The organism is Nonomuraea sp. GTA35, from assembly GCF_041950525.1.
Taxonomy (GTDB): Bacteria; Actinomycetota; Actinomycetes; order Streptosporangiales; family Streptosporangiaceae; genus Nonomuraea.
In genome coordinates this window covers 211,142-228,453 of record NZ_JBGNUV010000017.1, presented here as the reverse complement: position 1 = coordinate 228,453, position 17,312 = coordinate 211,142, and the positions used below count along the sequence as shown (strand labels likewise).

Below are 17,312 nucleotides of genomic sequence, written 5' to 3'. Positions count from 1 at the left end.
CGGGTCACCATCGCCGGGGCGTCTTGCGGTAGGTGACGGTCCTGTCGCCCTTCCCGGGGAAGGCCATGATCAGGAGCCGCCGGCCGCGCTGCCAGCCCTTGGTCTCGACCGGCGGGCGGCGGGTGTAGGTCTCCGTGGTGACGCACACGTCGAAGTCGGAGTGGGTCAGCACCAGCAGGTGTAGGAGGATCAGCGTGGAGGCCAGGAGGGCGGCTCCGTACCACAGCGCGGAGATGCCCCCGGTCAGGATGATCTCGCCGTCCTGGACGAACAGGCCGTCCGGGTACAGCGTCAGGTCGTCGCCAGGGAAGCTCCGGTCGCCCGGCGTGGTGGTGAGCACGCCGACGGCGCCGACGGCGGCGGCGACGATCAGCGACAGCGCCGTCCCCCGGATCAGGCGCCGCGTCCGGCGCAGCACCGCGGCCAGGTCCAGGAGCGCGGGAGCGCCGATCCCGATGAGCAGGTCGAGGGCGAGCCACGCCATGGCCGCGTAGCCGCCGGCGTCCTCACGCACGAAGAGCTCGATCGCGCCCCTGGGCCCGTGCCAGAACGGCATGCCGCGGGCGAGGTTGGCGGCCGCCGGGAGCAGCGGCAGCACGACGGCCAGCGCGGGCAGCGGCCACCATCGGGCCGGCGCCCGGGCGGGCCGCGGAGCGGGGCCCCAGCCACACCGTGGCCCTGCTGAAGCGCGGGTCCCTGGCCTGGGCGAGCAGGATCGGGAGCAGCCACGCCAGCCAGGCCGGCTCGCTCCAGCTCGTGACGGGGACGATCCAGGCGGGGAAGCCGAGGCCGTACGCCACGGAGTCGGCGATCCCGGCCAGCCCGCACGACGATCCGCCGTCGAGCACGCGCCGACTGTAGCGAAAAGTCGATCAAGCTGTTGCGCGGACAGGACAACCGGAGGTACGGGTGGAACGTCCCAACAGTCCCGTCCCCTGTCAGGAGTCGCGCCATGGGATACCCGCCCCTGCCGTCCGGCCCGTACGGACCGCAGCCGCCGTACCAGCAGCCGCCGTACGGCTCGCGGCCCCAGCCTCCGTACCAGCAGCCCACGTACCAGCAGCCCACGTACCAGCAGCCCACGTACCAGCAGCCCACGTACCAGCAGCCCTCGTACCAGCAGCCCTCGTACGGCGGGCACCCGCACGACCCCGGCCTCCAGGAGCCCGTGGCGGCGCCGCCGTCGCCGCGCGACAACCTGCCGCTGGTCGTCCTGCTGGCGGTCGGCGTCCCGCTGCTGCTCCTGGGTGCTTGCGCCGCGGTGGTGATGGTGCTCACCGACACCGGCCGGCCGGCGGTGCTCGCCGACTCCGACGGGCCGAACATGGTCATCACGCAGGAACCGCTACCGAGCGAGCCTCCGGCCGCGGGTGACGCCGCGGGTCAGCCGACGGCGGACCCGGCCGGTCAGCTCCCGCCGGTGGACCCGGCCGGCCAGCCCAGCATCGGCCCGCCCGGTATCGACCAACCCGGTATCGACCAGCCCGGCATCGGCCAGGCCGATGTCGGCCAGCCAGCCGCCACCCCACCCGCGGCCACCCCGCCTGCCGCCACTCCGCCCGCTGCCACCCCACCGGCGGCGAGCCAGCCCGACGCGAGCCGGCCGGCTCAAGGGCAGAGCGGGCAGCAGCCGGCCACGGCCAGGGTGGGTGGCACGCTCACCGTCCAGGGCATGGACCCCGGCCTCAAGGTCAGCGTGACCGTGAACCGGGTCGTGAACCCGGCCACCCCCGCCTCCGACTTCCTGAAGCCGAAGACGGGCAACAAGCTCGTCGCCGTCGAGGTGACCCTCGTCAACGCGGGTCAGGCCGTCTACAGCGACGCCCCGACGAACGGCGCCTGGCTCATCGACGGCCAGGGGCAGCAGTACCGCTCCTCCTTCTCCAACGTCACCGAGGGGCAGGGCTTCGGCGGCACCGTGACGGTCAACGCGGGGGACTCGCGCAAGGGTGTGATCGTGTTCGAGGTGCCGGAGCCGGCGACGCTCGCCAAGTTCCAGTTCGGGCTGAACAGCGGGATGGCCGGCCAGAAGGGTGAATGGGCGCTGTCCTGACGCTCGCTGGCTCCGCGATGACGGTGGACATGTGGTGGCAGGGCCCGAAGCCGAGCAGTTCAAGGGCCGCCTTATTCAACGGCATCGGGCACTGGGGCTGGCGCTTGTGCGGGAGGTGGTGGACAACCACACGGCACCTTCACCGCCGACGGCCGCCCGGGCGGCGGTGCCGTGTTCACCGTACGGCTGCCCGCCCACCCGGCCGAGCCGATCGCCGAGCCGGCGCGCCGGCCGCCCCGGCAGAGGTATCAGCCGCCGCTCCCGGGGTAGCCAGGATCGAATGCGAATCGAGGACTGGTTCCTCACCGAGGAGGAGCGCGGCAACCCGGCGACCAAGCTGCGCGCGTGGTCGTACGGCAACGAGGTGCGGCCGCTCGTCCACGGCGCCGCCTACTTCGCCGAGTTGAGGGCCTGCCTGGAGCAGCTGGACAAGGACGACCTGCTGCTGTTCGCCGACTGGCGGGGCGACCCCGACGAGCGGCTGACCCCTGAGGGGCCCAGCGTGGGCGCGGCGATGGCGGCCGCCGCCGAACGCGGCGCGCTCGTCCGCGGCCTCATCTGGCGCTCCCACCTCGACCTGCTGCGTTTCAGCTCGGCCGAGAACCGTCACCTGGGCCAGGAGATCGAGGACACCGGCGGCCAGGCGCTGCTCGACACGCGTACCGCGGTGGGCGGCTCGCACCACCAGAAGTTCGTCATCCTGCGCCACGACCGCGACCCGGAGCGGGACGTGGCCTTCGTCGGCGGCATCGACCTGTGCCACAGCCGCCGCGACGACGCCTCCCACGAGGGCGACCCGCAGCGCGCCCCGATGCCCGACGTCTACGGGCCGCGACCGCCCTGGCACGACGTGCAGGCCGCCATCCGCGGGCCCGCCGTGGCGGAGGTGGAGCAGGTGTTCTGCGAACGCTGGGAGGACCCGGCGCCGGAGACCCGCGACCCGCTGCGCCGCCTGCGCGACCACCTGGGCCGCCTCGACGACGCCCCGCCCCTGCCCCGCCCGGGGCCGCCCCCGCCGCCCGCGGGCCACCACTGCGTGCAACTGCTGCGCACGTACCCGGCCCGCCGCCGCGGCTACCCGTTCGCGCCCGGCGGCGAGCGCAGCATCGCCCACGCCTACCGCAAGGTGCTCGCCCGGGCGCGGTCGCTGATCTACCTGGAGGACCAGTACCTGTGGTCCACGGACGTGATCGAGCCGTTCGCCCGCGCCCTGGAGCGCGAGCCGGGCCTGCGCATGATCGTCATCGTGCCGCGCCACCCCGACCAGGACGGCTGGCTGGCCGGCCCCGCCAGCCTCATCGGCCGCGCCGACGCCCTGCGCCGCCTGCGCCGCGCGGGCGGCGACCGGGTGGCCATCTACGACGTGGAGAACCACCACGGGACGCCGGTGTACGTGCACGCCAAGGTGTGCGTGGTGGACGACGTGTGGGCCGCGATCGGCTCGGACAACGTCAACCTGCGGTCGTGGACGTACGACTCGGAGCTGAGCTGCGCGGTGCTCGACGAGCAGGAGGACCCGCGCCCACCGGCCGGCGCCCTGCGCTTCGCCAGGGACCTGCGCCTGACCCTGATGACCGAGCACCTGGACCTGCCGGCGGAGCGGACCGACGAGCTGTGCGACCCGGTGACCGCCTTCGACGCGTTCGCCCGCTCGGCGGCGGCCCTGGAAACCTGGCACGAGTCCGGGCGAACGGGGCCCCGCCCGCCCGGCCGGCTGCGCCCTCATCCCGAGCCGCACCTGTCACGCGCGCAGAAGGTCATGGCGCTGCCGCTGTACCGGTGGGCGGTGGACCCGGACGGCCGCCCACCGGCCCTGCGCCGCTCGCGCGACTTCTAGTCCGCCCTGCTACACGAGGCGACCGCTCCAGGACGCCGCAGCCGCTTTGAAGACCGTGGCCGCCTCGGAATCGAAGTACGGCGAGACGCCGGTGTCGTAGCGGTTGTCGGCGTCGGTGTCGGAAACGCTCATCGTGACGCCGTTGAGGTAGCCGAGCTTCGAGTCGGCGTCGTAGCGCAGCAGCCACGCGGAGCCGAGCGAGCCCTCACCGGTGAACGGGGACTCGACGCCGACGAGGTACTCGGTGGACAGCTCAGGAGCCGCCATCCAGGACGCCGCCCCGATGGACTGATGGAGGTGCTCCCCCGTGTAGGGCAGCGTCCCGTCGGGGTGCGGGCCCGCCGGGTAGCCGAAGACCCTGATCGAGGAGTCTGCCGGCTGGTTCCAGGCGAACCCCTGCCCGCCGGCGTTGTCGCCCAGCCGCCCGGTGTCGCTCAGCACGCCGGCGGAGCCGGCGACGACGCCGTTGTAGACGGTCATGAAGGCGTAGTCGCGCTCCAGGTCGTCGTAGAGGGAGAACTCATAGTGGACGAAGGCCTGCTTGGCGACGTACAGGCCCTTGGGCGCCGTGCCGTCGGCGTAACCGGGCACGAACACCACCCGGCTCTGCGCGGGGGCGGCGTCCTCGATGTCCAGCACGCAGTGCCCGGCCGTGGCGACGAGGTTGCGGTACTGGCTCTGCAGGGCGGTGCCCGTGCACCAGTGCGGCTGCCCGTCACCGCCGACGAAGAACACCTTGCCCGAGGTCGTGGGGTCCTGCCCGTCGGGCGGGATCAGCGGCGCGGTGTTGCCGGGCTTGCCGTCCGGGACGGGCGTGGTGGCCGGTGCGGTCACGGAGACCGAGGTCTGCACGGAGTACGGTGTGGCGTTCCTGAGGTTGGCGCCCCCGTCGGCGAGCCAGAACGTGGCGGTCTGCTGTGCGGCGGACCCGGTGCCGTGCAGCGGGACCGAGGCTATGACGTCGGCCTGGGCCGGCGTGGCGATGGCGGTGGCGCCCACCAGCCCCAAGCCGATGCCTAACGCGATCAGTTTGCGTCTCATGGCCGGATCTCCCGTTCTCTCGGCGGACGAACGATCAAGATCATATGCAGGGGTGGCCACAAAGGGCCACCCCTTATCGATCACAAGTTCGAATCAAGGCGTGGAGACATGCTCGTAAGCGCCGGCCTCGATGCCGCCGTCCGCGCCGATCGCGACGCCGTTCAGATCGACCTGGCCGTACTTCACCTTGCCCAGGCCGATCGCCTTGCTGCCGGCGAGGAGCCGCAGCGGGTCGGCCGGGTCGAAGCGCGGGTCCTCGAAGACGTTGCCGGTGCCGTCGTCGCCCGCCTGGTACTGGTCGCCGTCCAGCACGTTGTAGGAGTTGGCGGCCGCGGTCACGCCGGGGGCGTAGACGCTCTTCTTCTTGGCGTAGACGGCGTTCTGCGTCATCGTCAGGTGCTCGTTCGTGCAGCTGGCGTCGCAGACCACGCCCTCGGCGTCCTCGTTCGGCAGGTAGATCGAGTTGTTGCGGAAGACCGTGCGCAGCACGGGGCCGTTCGGCTCGATCGGCGAGCCCGCCTCCTCCTTGTAGGGGCCGCGGGTGACCATCCCGCCCCTGGTCCGCTCGCCGTGGACGGCGTTGTACTCGAACACGTTGTCCGCGGTGCCGTCCGGGTCCTGCGACTCGCCGTTCGCCGAGGTCAGCGTGCCGAGCTCGGTGAAGGTGTCGTTGTCCACCGAGATGTTGTGGTGCACCCAGTTGCGCGAGCCCTTGAAGATCTCGACGGCCGCGCCGTCGAAGACGTAGTCGAAGCTGGGGGCGATCGAGCCTCTGATGTCGTTCCAGGAGATCTCGGAGTCGTCGCCGTGGACCAGCATGGCGAAGGCGCCGGAGTCGTCGTTGGCGTACTCCTCGCCCATCTCCGAGGCGTCCGTGTTCACGCTCATGACGTTGTTGTTGACGAACTCGTTGTTGTTGATCGAGGTGTAGTCGGCCTCCTCGTCGATGAAGACGCCCGCCGACGCGCCGGTGATGTAGTTCCGGTTGAGGAAGTTGTGGTCGCCCTCGATCGAGAACCCGGACCACTCGCACCGGCCCGCGCCCTCCACGCCGACCTGCAGGTTGTAGACCTCGATGTGATCGCCGGAGAGCAGCACGCAGGACACCGCGTCGGTCCCCTTGATCACGGGCCTGGCGCCGGTGCCGTAGGCGTCGACGACGATCGGGCTGTCCTGCTCGCCGGATTCGGCGATCACCAGCTGCTCCGCCCACGTACCGCCCCTGCGCAGCAGCAGCCTGGAACCGGGGGCCAGGGTCGCCGCGCCGGCCTTGGTCAGCGTCCGCCACGCGGTCGCCGCCGACTTGCCCTCGTTCGCATCGTTGCCGCCGATGTCGTCGACGTAGTAGGTGGCGGGGTCATCGGGCGCGGCCGCGGCCGCCGGGGCGGTGATCAGGCTCGCGGCCATGAGCGCGAGGGCGGACAGGCCCGCTGCGCATAACTTCAGATTCCGGCTCGACACTGGGACTTCAGCCTCCTGTTGCGAGATCGACACGGATTGACCTGTGGAAATGCGTCCGGTCACGGCGAATTCCGCTCCGCCGTCCTGACGCCGCCCGGACCGGGCCCGCACACGCCGCTCGACGGCGCGGCGACGCGACGGCGGGACGGCATGACGGCGCGACGGCGCGACGGCCTCGGTCACGACCTGGACCGGCCGGTGCCGGCCGTCCGTCCGTCAGACGGCGGGCACCGGCCGGGGCGGGGTCAGGTCACGAGCCGCCGTTGATGAGCGCCATGGCCAGCTCGGGGCTGAACGAGCCCGCCGGCACGTCCGAGCCGATCCCGCACGGCCCGTCGGAGTCACCCGGCACCTTCACCCAGAACAGGTACTCGGCCCCGGACGTCTGGCGGACCGGCGAGGCGCCGAGCTTGCGCCCCGGCGGGTTGCACCAGTTGTCGTCCGGCGTGTCGTCCACGTGAGGGCCGTTGCCGTTCCGGCTGGTGTCGATCACGTACGTCTTCGCGCCCACCGTCGTGCGCAGGAGGTCGTTGACCGCGACCGCGTACGCCTGGCTGTCCGCGGTGGTGATGTAGTTGGAGACGTTCACCGAGAAGCCGCGCGTGTTGGCGATGCCCGACTTCACCAGCAACGGCGCCATCTGCGCGGCCGGGATCCAGGTGGCGTTGCCCGCGTCGAGGTACACCCACGCGTTCGGCGCCTCGGCCCGCAGCACCTGCGTGGCGTCCAGCAGCATGCGGTACTGGTCCTCGGGGTCCTTGCCGATCCTCGTCACGCACCCGGCGGCGGCGACCCCGTCCGGCTCCAGCACGACGACGGCGTGGCGGCTGCCGATCGCCTTGGCGAACTCGGTGATCCAGGCGTGGTACCCGGCGGCGTCGCCCGCGCCACCGCCCGAGTGCCCCGCGCACGCGTCGCGGTTGGGGATGTTGTACGCCACCAGCATCGGCAGCCGGTCCTGAGCCTGCGCGGAGCCGATGTAGGTGTCCACGGCCTTGGTCAGGTCGGTGAACCAGCCGCCGAACCACTCGAAGATCGGCTTGTTGCCGATGTTGTCCCTGATGGGCGTGGCGGCGGGGTTGTTCGCGTTCTCGGCGGCCCACCGGGCGGGGTTCGACTGCGGGTTCACGTACAGGCCGGTAGGCCGGGTCGTCTGCGTCTCCAGCAGCGAGACGTTGTCGAAGCGGACGACCGGCTTCGCCCCCGACCCGCCGAGCTGGAACGTCACCTCGGCGGCCGTGGCGGACGCCTGCGCGGCCGTGAACGGGATGCTGTAACGCTTGCTCGACGAGGTCAGCCGCACGTCGGTGGCCAGCGACTGGTTGCTGCTCGGGGTGGCGGTGTACTGCACCGTGGCCTTGGCGGTGAAGGCGACGGTGGAGTAGGCGTCGAAGGAGAGGGTGTAACTCTTGCCCGGGTTCAGGGCGGCGGTGGTGGGCGCGGCGACCATCGCGTCCCAGGGGTTGGCCACGACGTTCTTGACCTCGACCCGCATGCGGCCGTCCTCGGCCGCGATCGCGGTCTGCCCGAGGGCGGCCCATGGGGTGGTCGAGCCGGTGAAGGTGCCGTTCGCGATGAGCTGCGCGGCGGCGGAGGCGGGATGGGGCACCGCGAGGGTGGCGGTGGCGGTGGTCAGGACGGCGGCTAAGGCCGCGGCTCTCGATGCGAGGAATCGCACGTGATCGCCTTTCGGTGGGCTACGGCGGAGATCATTACTGACTCACTCTGACAAGGTCAAGAAACGCCGTGCGACCAGCGGCGGACGTTCCGGCGACGCCGCGGGCCGCCGTCGCGAACCGTGATCGCCCGGCGGCGGCGCGAAGTTGATCTGGCCAGGCACGCCCGGCATGCCGCAGACTGGCAGGACGTTGGATCTTGGCCGCCGGTCGATCGGGGTGAGACGCGATGTCGGAGCAGGAGACGGACGAGCGGGACCACGTACGACAGCGCACGAACGGGCGGGACGGCGAGCAGCCGCAGACGCGCGAGCGGGACGACGAACAGCAGCGGACGTGGGCGACCGGTGACTACAGGTCCATCGGCGCCCGGTTCCTGCTGGCCGCCGAGCTGCTGTGCGAGGCCGCCCGGCTGCGGGCCGGGGAGGAGCACCTGGACGTCGCCACCGGCACCGGCAACACGGCCCTGGCCGCCGCCCGCCGCTCCGCCCGCGTCACCGCCATCGACCTCGTGCCCGACCTGCTGGCCCACGCCACGCGCCGCGCCGAGGCGGAGGGCCTGGCGATCGACTTCCGCCAGGGCGACGCGGAGGCCCTCCCGGTGCCGGACGCCTCCTACGACCTGGTCACCTCGACGTTCGGGGTGATGTTCGCCCGAGACCAGGCGCAGGCGGCGGCCGAGCTGCGGCGCGTGACCAGGCCGGGCGGCCGGATCGCGCTGGCCTGCTGGACACCGTCCGGCTACATGGGCCGCATGCTCGCCCTCAACACCAAGTACGTCTCCCCCGCTCCCGGCACCCGCCCGGAGAGCCGCTGGGGCACGGCGGACGGCCTGCGCGAGCTGTTCGGCCCCGGCGCGGCCATCGAGGCGGAGACGCGGGAGCTGTGGTGGCGCTTCTCCAGCCCCGAGGAGCACGTCCGCGCCTGGTGCGCGGCGTACGGCCCCACGGTGATGGCCCTCGCGTCCCTGGACGCGTCCGGCCGCGAATCCCTCGTCGCCGACCTGACCGAGCTCGTCCACGAGCTGAACACCGGCGGCGAGACGTTGCTCATGCCGCTGGAGTACCTCGAGATCGTCATCCGGCCCTAGCCCAGGCGACCCTCACTCACGTCAGCGCACGAACCCGTTGACCACGAGCGGCAGCGACGCGTCCAACCCGGCCACGTTGAGAACACCGTCGTCCTTCGGGTCACCGATCGAGTGCCCGGCGGCCGTCATCGCGGCGACGACCACCCGAGCGTCCGGGTTGACGGTGCGCCGGTAGGCGTTCAGCGCCTGGGTCGGGTGGGACCTGCCCGCCCAGGTCTCGTTGTCGGTGAAGACGACGATGCCGTCCACCTCCATCCGCTGCTCACGCGCCCACGTGAACGGCAGCGACAGGTCGGTGCCGCCGCCGGACGGCTTCCACGACGCGATCTCGCGCAGGTTGGTGCGCGGCGTCACCTTCGACGCGTGCACCCGCGTGTCGACCTCGATGACGTGCGCGTTGCCGCGTTCGATGCGGGCCAGCATGACCGCCATGGCGTTGCCGACCTCGTACGGCGACCCGATCGGCGAACCTCCCACCCGGACACCGCCGCCCCAGCTCATCGACCCGGACGAGTCCACCGCGACCAGCAGCCTCCTGCCGGACGGCTCGACGGTGCCGAAGGCGAGCTCGTACGTCTCCTCCAGCGCGTCCAGCACGGCCGGGACCGGATGCCACGTCTGCCGGTCGGCGCGCGGGTTCGGCTGCGCCACGCCCGACCTGTAGACGCGCAGGGCGAGCCAGGCGTCCATCGGGTGGATCCGGGCGCGCAGGATCGCCTCCCGGTCCGTCAGCCGCCGTACCGCCCGCGACGTCGCCTCCGCCCTCGGCTTGAGCGTGCCCAGCCGGGTCATGCGGGCCAGGTTCCGGATCAGCGCCGTCATGCCGACCGTCTCGATCAGCGCCTCCCACACGCCGGGGTCGCGCAGCACCGCATCAGGCAGGAACTCCCACGGCACCTTCGCCGTGGTCACCACCTCGACGGCCTGCGCCGGGCCGGTCACGGCCTTCGCGGTGAGGAACCGGTCCACGGCGGGCAGGACCTCGCGCGCCTGCTCGTCGGTGACGTTCCCGGCGATCCAACCGAGCAGCGTCCTCCGCTGCTCGTCATCGGCGACCGGGTGGGCGATGCGCAGCGCGTCGCGCAGGTCGAACGCCTCGCCCTGGGGCGTCTTGCGCTGGCGCGCCTTGCACGCCTTGAACGCCACGTCGTCCGCGCTGCCGGTCAGGAACCAGGAGCCGAGCGCGGTCCGCAGCGAACGGCCCGCCGTGGGCGCGATGCCCCGAGCGGTCGGCTTGCCGCCCAGGTTCTTGTAGTAGCCGAAGAACTGGGCCAGGTGGTCGGTCGTGCGCGCCACCTTGGCGAGCGCCGCCTTCGCGGCCTGGCGGGTGTCGGCGTCGCCCTCCGCGTAGCAGGCGGCGAGCGCGAACAGGGCCGGGCGCTGCTTCGGCGCCCGCGGCGGGCGAGCCGTCGAGATGTCCGTCAGCAGGCGCACCACGCGCGGCCCGTCCTCGGCGATCGCCTGGAACAGCACGCGGGCGTTCCCGGCGGTCAGCTTGTCCTCGCTGACGTAGTAGGTGCCGCCCGTGGTGCCGAGAACGAGGAAGTCCTCCACCTTGGCCCACAGGTCCTTGTCGAACACGTAGCCGCCGGCGGCGTTCTGCACCTGGTCGCTCCGGCCGGGCATCGGCCGGGTCTGCGGGGTGGTGATGGTCGAGATCGCGGCGAGGGGGTCACGTGCCATGGTGGCTCCTTACGTTCGACCCGCCCGGAGGCGGATGTGTGCAGGGGGAGCGGATGTGGTGATGTCCACCGGCGTTTTAGACAGACGCTCTACCCAGCTGAGCTACCACCCGGAAATGTTGTCCGGGCGGGCAGGACTCGAACCTGCGACAATCTGTTCCCGATAACCGATACGACTTCGACCCGCTCCCCCGCCTGACACTCGGCAGCCTTGCCAGCAGCACGGATATGGGATTTCCGACCGGCCTACAGCGTGCTGCCGATTTACACCACAGGCGCGCACACGCCTGCCGGGACTCGAACCCGGACTACTCGAACCACAATCGAGATAACCGACCGGATTCGACCCGTACCGCTGGCAGGACTGCCGAACGATCAGGCCTGGAACTGGCACGGACAGGGGAGACCCACCGGCAGTTCAGGCGCTCTGGGCCACTGAGCCACACGAACCCGAAGTCCGTGACGGGATTCGAACCCGCGTCTCCCGCTTGAGAGGCGATGACCGACGAGATTCGACCCGTGCCAGCACCAGACCTGACCAGCCCACTCGTCCTGGAGAAAGCGCGGATATGTTTGTCGGGCGCCGGGCGTGATCTTTGTTGCAGAAAGATAACCGACGCTCCTTCGACCCGCGCTTTTTCCGGGGCTTCGTGAAGCTGTCTCCCACGTTAGCGAGAGGCGCGCCGAAGCACACCCGAATATCCGGCGGGCCGGAAATGTCAGCACATCGCCGCGCCCATCCGCCTGGCTCCGGTCACTGGCGCAGGAACGCGGTGACCATCGGCAGCACCAGGTCAGGCCGGATGACCTGCAAATGCTTCGTGTCCGGCAGGATCGCCAGTTGCGCGTTCGGCAGCAGCTGCTTCATCTCGACGGCGTGCTCGAGCCGGACGAAGTCGGTGTCGCCGATGATGATCAAGACCGGCATCGTCAGCCGGGCCAGCTGTTCGTCGGTCCACCCCTCGAAATCGTGGACGGCCGGCTGGATCTTCACCACGAACGGGAAGAAGTTCTCGGGATTCGGCGCCACCTCGTCGTAGGCGCGTTTCATCGCCGTGGACTCCTCCTCGGTCGGCATCCGAGGCGAATGCAGCTCCAACGCCGTGATCTCGGGGTAATACGCCTCGAGTCGGGTCGACCCGAAATGCGAGGCCGCCAGCACGACCCGGCCGACCCGGTCCGGGGCCGAGACGGCGACCTCAGTGGAGACCAGCCCGCCCAGGCTGTAGCCGAACAAGTCGGCCCGCTCGACGCCGAGATGATCGAGCAGCGCGATCACGTCCTCGGCGCACTGCCGGATGGAGAACGGCCGGTCGCTGTCGGCGGTGTGCCCGTGCCCCTGCAACTCGACACCGATCACCTTCCGCTCAGCGGTCAACGCCGGCAGCAGCGAGTCGAAGCTCAGATGGAACGTGTACGCGCCGCCGTGCAGCATGACGAGCGGCGGACCGGGATGATCGGCGCCCAGAACCTCGTAGTAGAGGTCGATGCCGTTCACTGAGGCGTACGCACCTTGAGTCATGTCGATTCCTCCCGTCGCCGTCTACCGACTCGGCACACAGGTCGGCACCACTGCGCCGTTGCCGAGCTCGGTTACTTTCGTCAGGTCCATGGCGGTAGTACGGATGCCGGACAGCAGCGACTCACCGGATCCAGCCACGAACGGGGAGATGTTCCACGTGGTCCCCGTCAGCGTGGTGGAGGCGACGCGCTTGGGCAAGGAGTTGATCTTGTCTGCGACCTCGCCGGTCATGGTCGGCCAAGTCCGGGCGAAACTCTCATAGGTCACCCGGCCGAGCACGAGACCGACCGCCGAGGACAGCAGCCGGAGCTGATACGCGAAGTGGTTGTCGTTGGGGACGACCTTCGCCTGCCCGGCCCACCAGGCATCGCCGGACATTCGCCCATCTATCGAGAGATGGTCGTATTCGATCATTTTTCGCACGCCGGGAGTCAACCATCCGGCTGATCGGTCCGTCTTGTATCGAACCGAACCCGCATCACAACGCCAGAAACGGGATGCCTGCCCTCAACTCGCCGGGGGTGTGACCGGTCGCCCACCGCATCGCCCGCGCGAGCTGCGGCTGATCGTAATAGCCACAGGCGGTGACCACGTCGGCGATCGATCTCCCCGCCGCGAGGAGTTGCGCGGCGTGCCGTGCCTGCTCGATGCTGGCGAGCTTGCGGTGCGAGATCCCGACGGCCCGGCGGAACCGGATCTGCGCGATCCGTTCCGACATGCCGCGTGGCCGTTCGCCGTGCCGGATCTCGTCGACGAGAGGGTCGAAGAACAACAGACCTGCGCGCACCAACCGGCCGACGAAGACGTCGACGTTCTGCTCGGTCGGCATCTCCCAGTCCTGGTTGTCCAACAAGATCCGGCCGCCCGGCAGGGTCGGCAACAACGCATCCCTGAGATCGGTCAGACCGGAGGGCGGGTACAGCGGCAGATAGGCACCGAGCCGCAGATCCACCCCGAAGAACTCCCAGCCCTCCAGGCAAGTCAGCGGTGTGCCCCTCGTCTCCGGCCCGCGCACGTGCACCGTCAATCCGGCATCGCCCCGCGCGAACGCGATCATGGATGAGGCCTTGGCCGCCGAGCTGAAACTGGTGGTGGCATCACAGCTCGCCGACCACACCCGTTGCACCAGCGGGAGTTCGCCGGCCAGAGCGTTGAAGATTAGCCCCACGCGGCGTGACTATAGACCACCCCTCGCACGTGGTCGCGTACGACAAGGCCCGCCAGGAGTGGTGGCCATCGATGCCGGCGGGCAGCATGATCGGGCATGCCGACGTCACCGAAATGGGCAATCTCACCAGATCAAGCCTGTTACCCGGGACGGTGCGATTGTCATGGATCGGATCTTCTCCGGTGATGACACTGGAGCAGGATAGTCACTCAGATAGTCACCCAGAAGATCAGAAGGGCCACTCCCATGTATGGGAAGTGGCCCTTGACCTTGGTGGGCGATACTGGGATCGAACCAGTGACCTCTTCGGTGTGAACGAAGCGCTCTCCCGCTGAGCTAATCGCCCGCCCTTGCCGGCTCCCTTGTGGTGCCGACGTGGAAAACCATACCGCACTCCCGCGCCTGCGGCGAACCGATCGGCCTCCGCGACGATCTTGGGAGGCCCGGGGGCCGGCGGGGTGGCGCGTCAGAGGGATTCGGGTGAAACGCGGCGGTTGCCCATCGGCACGGCGGGCGGGTGGCATACCATCGTCGTGTCCCGGAAGGCATCGGCCATGATCTTTCGGCGAGAAACGTTCATGGACGGGGCGTCCGGGGCAGGCTCCACAGCACGCAAAACCCTTGTAAATACGACCCGATTGATGCCGTTTAGCCTGGTAGATGCCTAAATGTCCAGCTGTGATGTGCGTTACAGAAGGCCCTGGGGGCGGAATCTTTCCTACAGGTTTCTTCGTTCCGCGTCATAGCTCAGGACGAAGTCCGTCAGAGCAGTGAAAGCCCCGAAGAGGGGACCTACGACGAAAAGGTTTGGCTGACGATGAACAGCACCACCGTCTCCGCCGAGCTTGGCCTTCGGCTTGTGGTCCCCGACCGTACTACCGTCCCCCTGCTCGCCGGACTGAGTTACACAGCCGACGATCCGTACGCCATCCGCATGGCCTTCCACGTAGGGAACGACGAGCCGGTCGAGTGGATCTTTGCCCGCGAGTTGCTCACCGTGGGCATCGTGAGGCGTGTCGGCGACGGCGACGTGCAGGTGTGGCCCGCGCGCGCCGACGGCGAACGCACCCTGCACATCAGCCTCACATCGCCGTTCGGGCAGGCGCTCTTCGAAGTGCCGCTGGCCCCGCTGACCGAGTTCCTCCACCGGACCTACGAGAAGGTGCCCGCCGGGCGGGAGACCGACTTCATGGATCTGGACGCCGAGCTGACCAACATGCTCTGGCCGTCCTAGCCGAAGCAGGCGCGCGCAGGGGTAGTCCGGCGATCCTCAGGGGGCCGGACACATCTATGCGAAGGGGAGGTTCCGCCAGCGGCGGAGCCTCCCCTTCGTCATCGCCACGGCCGGGAGACCCGTTGTCATCGCCACGGCCGAAGACAGGGGCCGCTAGGCCGGGAGCGACTCCAGGACCTGGCGCATCCGGGCGATCTCGATGCTCTGCCCCGAGTACACGTCCTTGGCCATCATCCGCATGCGCTGGTCCCGCCCGTCGGCCAGCTGCTCCCCCGCCATCTTCACCGCCCCCTCGTGGTGCCTGGTCATGAGCTGCAGGAACATGCGGTCGAAGGCCGTGCCCCTGGCCGCGCGCAGCGCGTTCAGCTCCTCCTGCGTCGCCATCCCGTAGCTCGCCCCCTGCTCGTGCTGGTGCCCGTCCGGCACCGAGCGGTCCAGCTCCGCCAGCCACGCCGTCATGGCCTTGATCTCCGGCGTCTGCGCCGCGGCGATCTGGCGGGCGAACGCGCGGATCGACGCCGTGGTCGTGCGCGCCTCCACCATGGAGGTCATCTCCAGCGCCTGCCGGTGGTGCGGGATCATGCCCTCCGCGAACCGCACGTCAGCCGCCACCGTGGGTGAAGGCGTCGGACCGACCCGCTCCCCCGGCGTCGCCGTGCGGGCCGGCACGCCTGGGCTGCCCGGCACGATGACCGGCGCACCCGTGCCCACGGGCGACGAGCCCGCCGGCTCGGCGGGCGGCTGAGAGCAGGCGGTAAGGGCAAATGTCGTCATAACTGTGATGAAGACCGTACGCGGCCCATAACCTGCTGACATAGCTTCCATAGTGAGCTACTAGACAAGGGGGATGCGCGTTGATCTCTGCCAAGTTGCGCGGAGTGTTGCTGTGTACGGTGTTGTTCCTGGCCTCCGCGTGCGCCGCGGGGCCGGCCGCCACCGGAGAGCCGGCACCCGCGACCGCTCCGCAGGAGACCAGCGCCGCGGCCGGCACTCCCACCACGTTGCCTCCCGGCGGCGTGATGATGAGCGACAACGTCAAGCACATCGCCAATATGCCACGAACGGCTCCGCTCGACGGCGAGGGCGATCTCGGTACTGATCTTGCGTTCCAGGGCGACTACGCCTACGTGGGGAACTTCGGTGGGTTCTCGATCTACGACATCGGCAACCCGACCAAGCCCCAGCTCGTCAGCCAGGTGTCCTGCCCGGCGCAACAGAATGACGTGACCGTTTACCAGGATCTGCTGATCCTGTCGATCGACGAACCGCGCGGCGGCCCGGAGTGCGACTCCGGCGACGAGGAGCGGAACTGGGAGGGCCTGCGGATCTTCAACATCAGCGACAAGAAGAGCCCGCAGTACGTGGGCGCGGTCCAGACCGACTGCGGCTCGCACACGCACACGATGGTGCCCGCCGGTGAGACGCTGTACGTGTACGTCTCCTCCCCCGGCCCCGAGCCGGACTCGCAGACCTGCCCGGCACCGCACGAGCTGATCTCGATCGTGGAGATCCCGACGAAGTCCCCGGCGTCCGCCAAGGTCGTGGCGAAGCCGGACATCTTCCCCGAACGGCAGCACTCCGATCTCGCCTCCGGCTGCCACGACATCACCGCCTACCCGGAGAAGAAGCTCGCCGCGGCCGCCTGCTTCGGCGACGGCGTGCTGCTCGACATCTCCGACCCGGTGCGGCCGAAGGTCCTCCAGCAACTCACCGACCTGGAGAACTTCCAGATCTGGCACTCGGCGACGTTCAACAACGACGGCACGAAGGTCGTCTTCAGCGACGAGCTGGGTGGCGGCGGCCAGGCCACCTGCGACCGCAACACGCCCCCCACCAAGGGCGCGAACGCCGTCTACGACGTGGTCGGCGACAAGCTGGAGCGGCGCGGCTACTTCAAGATCCCGCGCGAGCAGCAGCCGAACGAGAACTGCGTGGCCCACAACGGCTCCCTGATCCCGGTGGACGGCAAGGACATCATGGTGCAGTCGTGGTACCAGGGCGGCGTGTCGATCTGGGACTTCACCGACTCGGCGAACCCGAAGGAGATCGGCTACTTCGAGCGCGGGCCGCACGAGGGCGGCGGCGTCGTGGGCTCCTGGTCGGCCTACTACTACAACGGCTACATCTACTCCAGCGACATGACGGAGGGGCTGGACGTCCTGGAGATCACCGACCCGCTGACCGACCCGGCCAAGCAGGTCAAGATGGACGACTTCAACGTGCAAACCCAGAAGTCCTACTAGCCGCTGTCCACCCGCGTTCGAGCGGGTCCATCCCCGCCTCCTGACCGCTCGCCGCTTTCCGACCGCGTCCGGGTGGGTCCATCCCTTACGGCAAAGCCAGGTTGGCCCCACCCGCCGCCCCGCGCTGCGGACCTTCGAGGAAGACGCTCCTCCGCCTCACCGCCACCGCGCCGTAACGCGCGCAAGCTTGACCATCCGCGTGGCCAACCGGACACCCGAAGCGCCTGGGAACCGAGCGCCGCGGCGGCGGACGCCGTGGCGTGGGCGTCGCGGAACGGTCGAGCGGACCGGCAGGAGGCCGAGCG

16 protein-coding genes and 1 tRNA gene are annotated in these 17,312 nt (G+C 69.9%); 6 read left to right on the top strand and 11 right to left on the bottom strand.

Annotation, left to right across the window (positions count from 1 at the left end):
- Window positions 1–4 precede the first annotated feature (4 nt).
- The gene (locus ACBJ32_RS50150; protein ID WP_375132948.1) at window positions 5–598 is read right to left on the bottom strand and encodes a hypothetical protein; all 594 of its coding nucleotides are present in this window, start codon (window positions 596–598) and stop codon (window positions 5–7) included.
- The gene (locus ACBJ32_RS50145) at window positions 507–848 is read right to left on the bottom strand and encodes a hypothetical protein (RefSeq protein ID WP_375132947.1); all 342 of its coding nucleotides are present in this window, start codon (window positions 846–848) and stop codon (window positions 507–509) included. The genes ACBJ32_RS50150 and ACBJ32_RS50145 overlap by 92 nt, the downstream gene beginning before the upstream one ends.
- A gap of 104 nt (window positions 849–952) precedes the next feature.
- Here ACBJ32_RS50145 and ACBJ32_RS50140 point away from each other — a divergent pair, with 104 nt between their 5' ends.
- Both ACBJ32_RS50140 and ACBJ32_RS50135 read left to right on the top strand, forming a co-directional pair.
- Entirely contained in the window at window positions 953–2,053 is a 1,101-nt protein-coding gene (locus ACBJ32_RS50140; protein ID WP_375132946.1) for a DUF4352 domain-containing protein, read from the top strand.
- Window positions 2,054–2,333: 280 nt separating this feature from the next.
- The gene (locus ACBJ32_RS50135; protein ID WP_375132945.1) at window positions 2,334–3,890 is read left to right on the top strand and encodes a phospholipase D family protein; all 1,557 of its coding nucleotides are present in this window, start codon (window positions 2,334–2,336) and stop codon (window positions 3,888–3,890) included.
- A gap of 9 nt (window positions 3,891–3,899) precedes the next feature.
- Here ACBJ32_RS50135 and ACBJ32_RS50130 read toward each other — a convergent pair whose 3' ends face one another.
- The 3 genes from ACBJ32_RS50130 to ACBJ32_RS50120 all read right to left on the bottom strand — a co-directional run bounded on the left by ACBJ32_RS50130 (window position 3,900) and on the right by ACBJ32_RS50120 (window position 8,070).
- Window positions 3,900–4,931 carry a trypsin-like serine peptidase gene (locus ACBJ32_RS50130; protein ID WP_375132944.1) on the bottom strand — a complete coding sequence of 344 codons (1,032 nt, stop codon included), beginning with the start codon at window positions 4,929–4,931 and terminating at the stop codon, window positions 3,900–3,902.
- 93 nt (window positions 4,932–5,024) lie between these two features.
- Window positions 5,025–6,338, bottom strand: a complete 1,314-nt coding sequence (locus ACBJ32_RS50125; protein WP_375132943.1) for a hypothetical protein — start codon at window positions 6,336–6,338, stop codon at window positions 5,025–5,027.
- Between the two features lie 304 nt (window positions 6,339–6,642).
- Window positions 6,643–8,070, bottom strand: a complete 1,428-nt coding sequence (locus ACBJ32_RS50120) for a glycoside hydrolase family 6 protein (protein ID WP_375132942.1) — start codon at window positions 8,068–8,070, stop codon at window positions 6,643–6,645.
- A gap of 227 nt (window positions 8,071–8,297) precedes the next feature.
- Between ACBJ32_RS50120 and ACBJ32_RS50115 the strand changes: the two genes are divergently transcribed.
- On the top strand, window positions 8,298–9,158 hold the full coding sequence (locus ACBJ32_RS50115; RefSeq protein ID WP_375132941.1) for a class I SAM-dependent methyltransferase: 861 nt from the start codon (window positions 8,298–8,300) through the stop codon (window positions 9,156–9,158).
- 21 nt (window positions 9,159–9,179) lie between these two features.
- On the opposite strand, the gene ACBJ32_RS50110 is transcribed toward ACBJ32_RS50115, so the two are convergent.
- The 5 genes from ACBJ32_RS50110 to ACBJ32_RS50090 all read right to left on the bottom strand — a co-directional run bounded on the left by ACBJ32_RS50110 (window position 9,180) and on the right by ACBJ32_RS50090 (window position 13,876).
- Complete coding sequence (locus ACBJ32_RS50110; protein WP_375132940.1) at window positions 9,180–10,841, bottom strand: TROVE domain-containing protein; 1,662 nt, start codon at window positions 10,839–10,841, stop codon at window positions 9,180–9,182.
- Between the two features lie 753 nt (window positions 10,842–11,594).
- Complete coding sequence (locus tag ACBJ32_RS50105) at window positions 11,595–12,338, bottom strand: alpha/beta fold hydrolase (RefSeq protein ID WP_357876279.1); 744 nt, start codon at window positions 12,336–12,338, stop codon at window positions 11,595–11,597.
- Window positions 12,339–12,383: 45 nt separating this feature from the next.
- Window positions 12,384–12,776 (bottom strand): hypothetical protein, encoded by a 393-nt coding sequence (locus tag ACBJ32_RS50100; protein WP_375132939.1) that lies wholly within the window; start codon window positions 12,774–12,776, stop codon window positions 12,384–12,386.
- A gap of 64 nt (window positions 12,777–12,840) precedes the next feature.
- Window positions 12,841–13,530, bottom strand: a complete 690-nt coding sequence (locus tag ACBJ32_RS50095; RefSeq protein WP_375132938.1) for a helix-turn-helix domain-containing protein — start codon at window positions 13,528–13,530, stop codon at window positions 12,841–12,843.
- A gap of 271 nt (window positions 13,531–13,801) precedes the next feature.
- A tRNA-Val gene (locus tag ACBJ32_RS50090) sits at window positions 13,802–13,876 on the bottom strand.
- A gap of 471 nt (window positions 13,877–14,347) precedes the next feature.
- Here ACBJ32_RS50090 and ACBJ32_RS50085 point away from each other — a divergent pair.
- A complete protein-coding gene (locus ACBJ32_RS50085; protein WP_020547189.1) occupies window positions 14,348–14,764 on the top strand; it encodes an SsgA family sporulation/cell division regulator in 417 nt (138 codons plus the stop codon).
- 153 nt (window positions 14,765–14,917) lie between these two features.
- On the opposite strand, the gene ACBJ32_RS50080 is transcribed toward ACBJ32_RS50085, so the two are convergent.
- Window positions 14,918–15,364, bottom strand: a complete 447-nt coding sequence (locus ACBJ32_RS50080; RefSeq protein WP_375132937.1) for a DUF305 domain-containing protein — start codon at window positions 15,362–15,364, stop codon at window positions 14,918–14,920.
- On the opposite strand from ACBJ32_RS50080, the gene ACBJ32_RS50075 reads away from it, so the two are divergent.
- Both ACBJ32_RS50075 and ACBJ32_RS50070 read left to right on the top strand, forming a co-directional pair.
- Complete coding sequence (locus ACBJ32_RS50075; protein WP_357876285.1) at window positions 15,345–15,509, top strand: hypothetical protein; 165 nt, start codon at window positions 15,345–15,347, stop codon at window positions 15,507–15,509. The genes ACBJ32_RS50080 and ACBJ32_RS50075 overlap by 20 nt on opposite strands.
- Window positions 15,510–15,642: 133 nt before the next feature.
- Window positions 15,643–17,007 (top strand): LVIVD repeat-containing protein, encoded by a 1,365-nt coding sequence (locus ACBJ32_RS50070; RefSeq protein ID WP_375132936.1) that lies wholly within the window; start codon window positions 15,643–15,645, stop codon window positions 17,005–17,007.
- The last annotated feature ends 305 nt before the right edge of the window (window positions 17,008–17,312 follow it).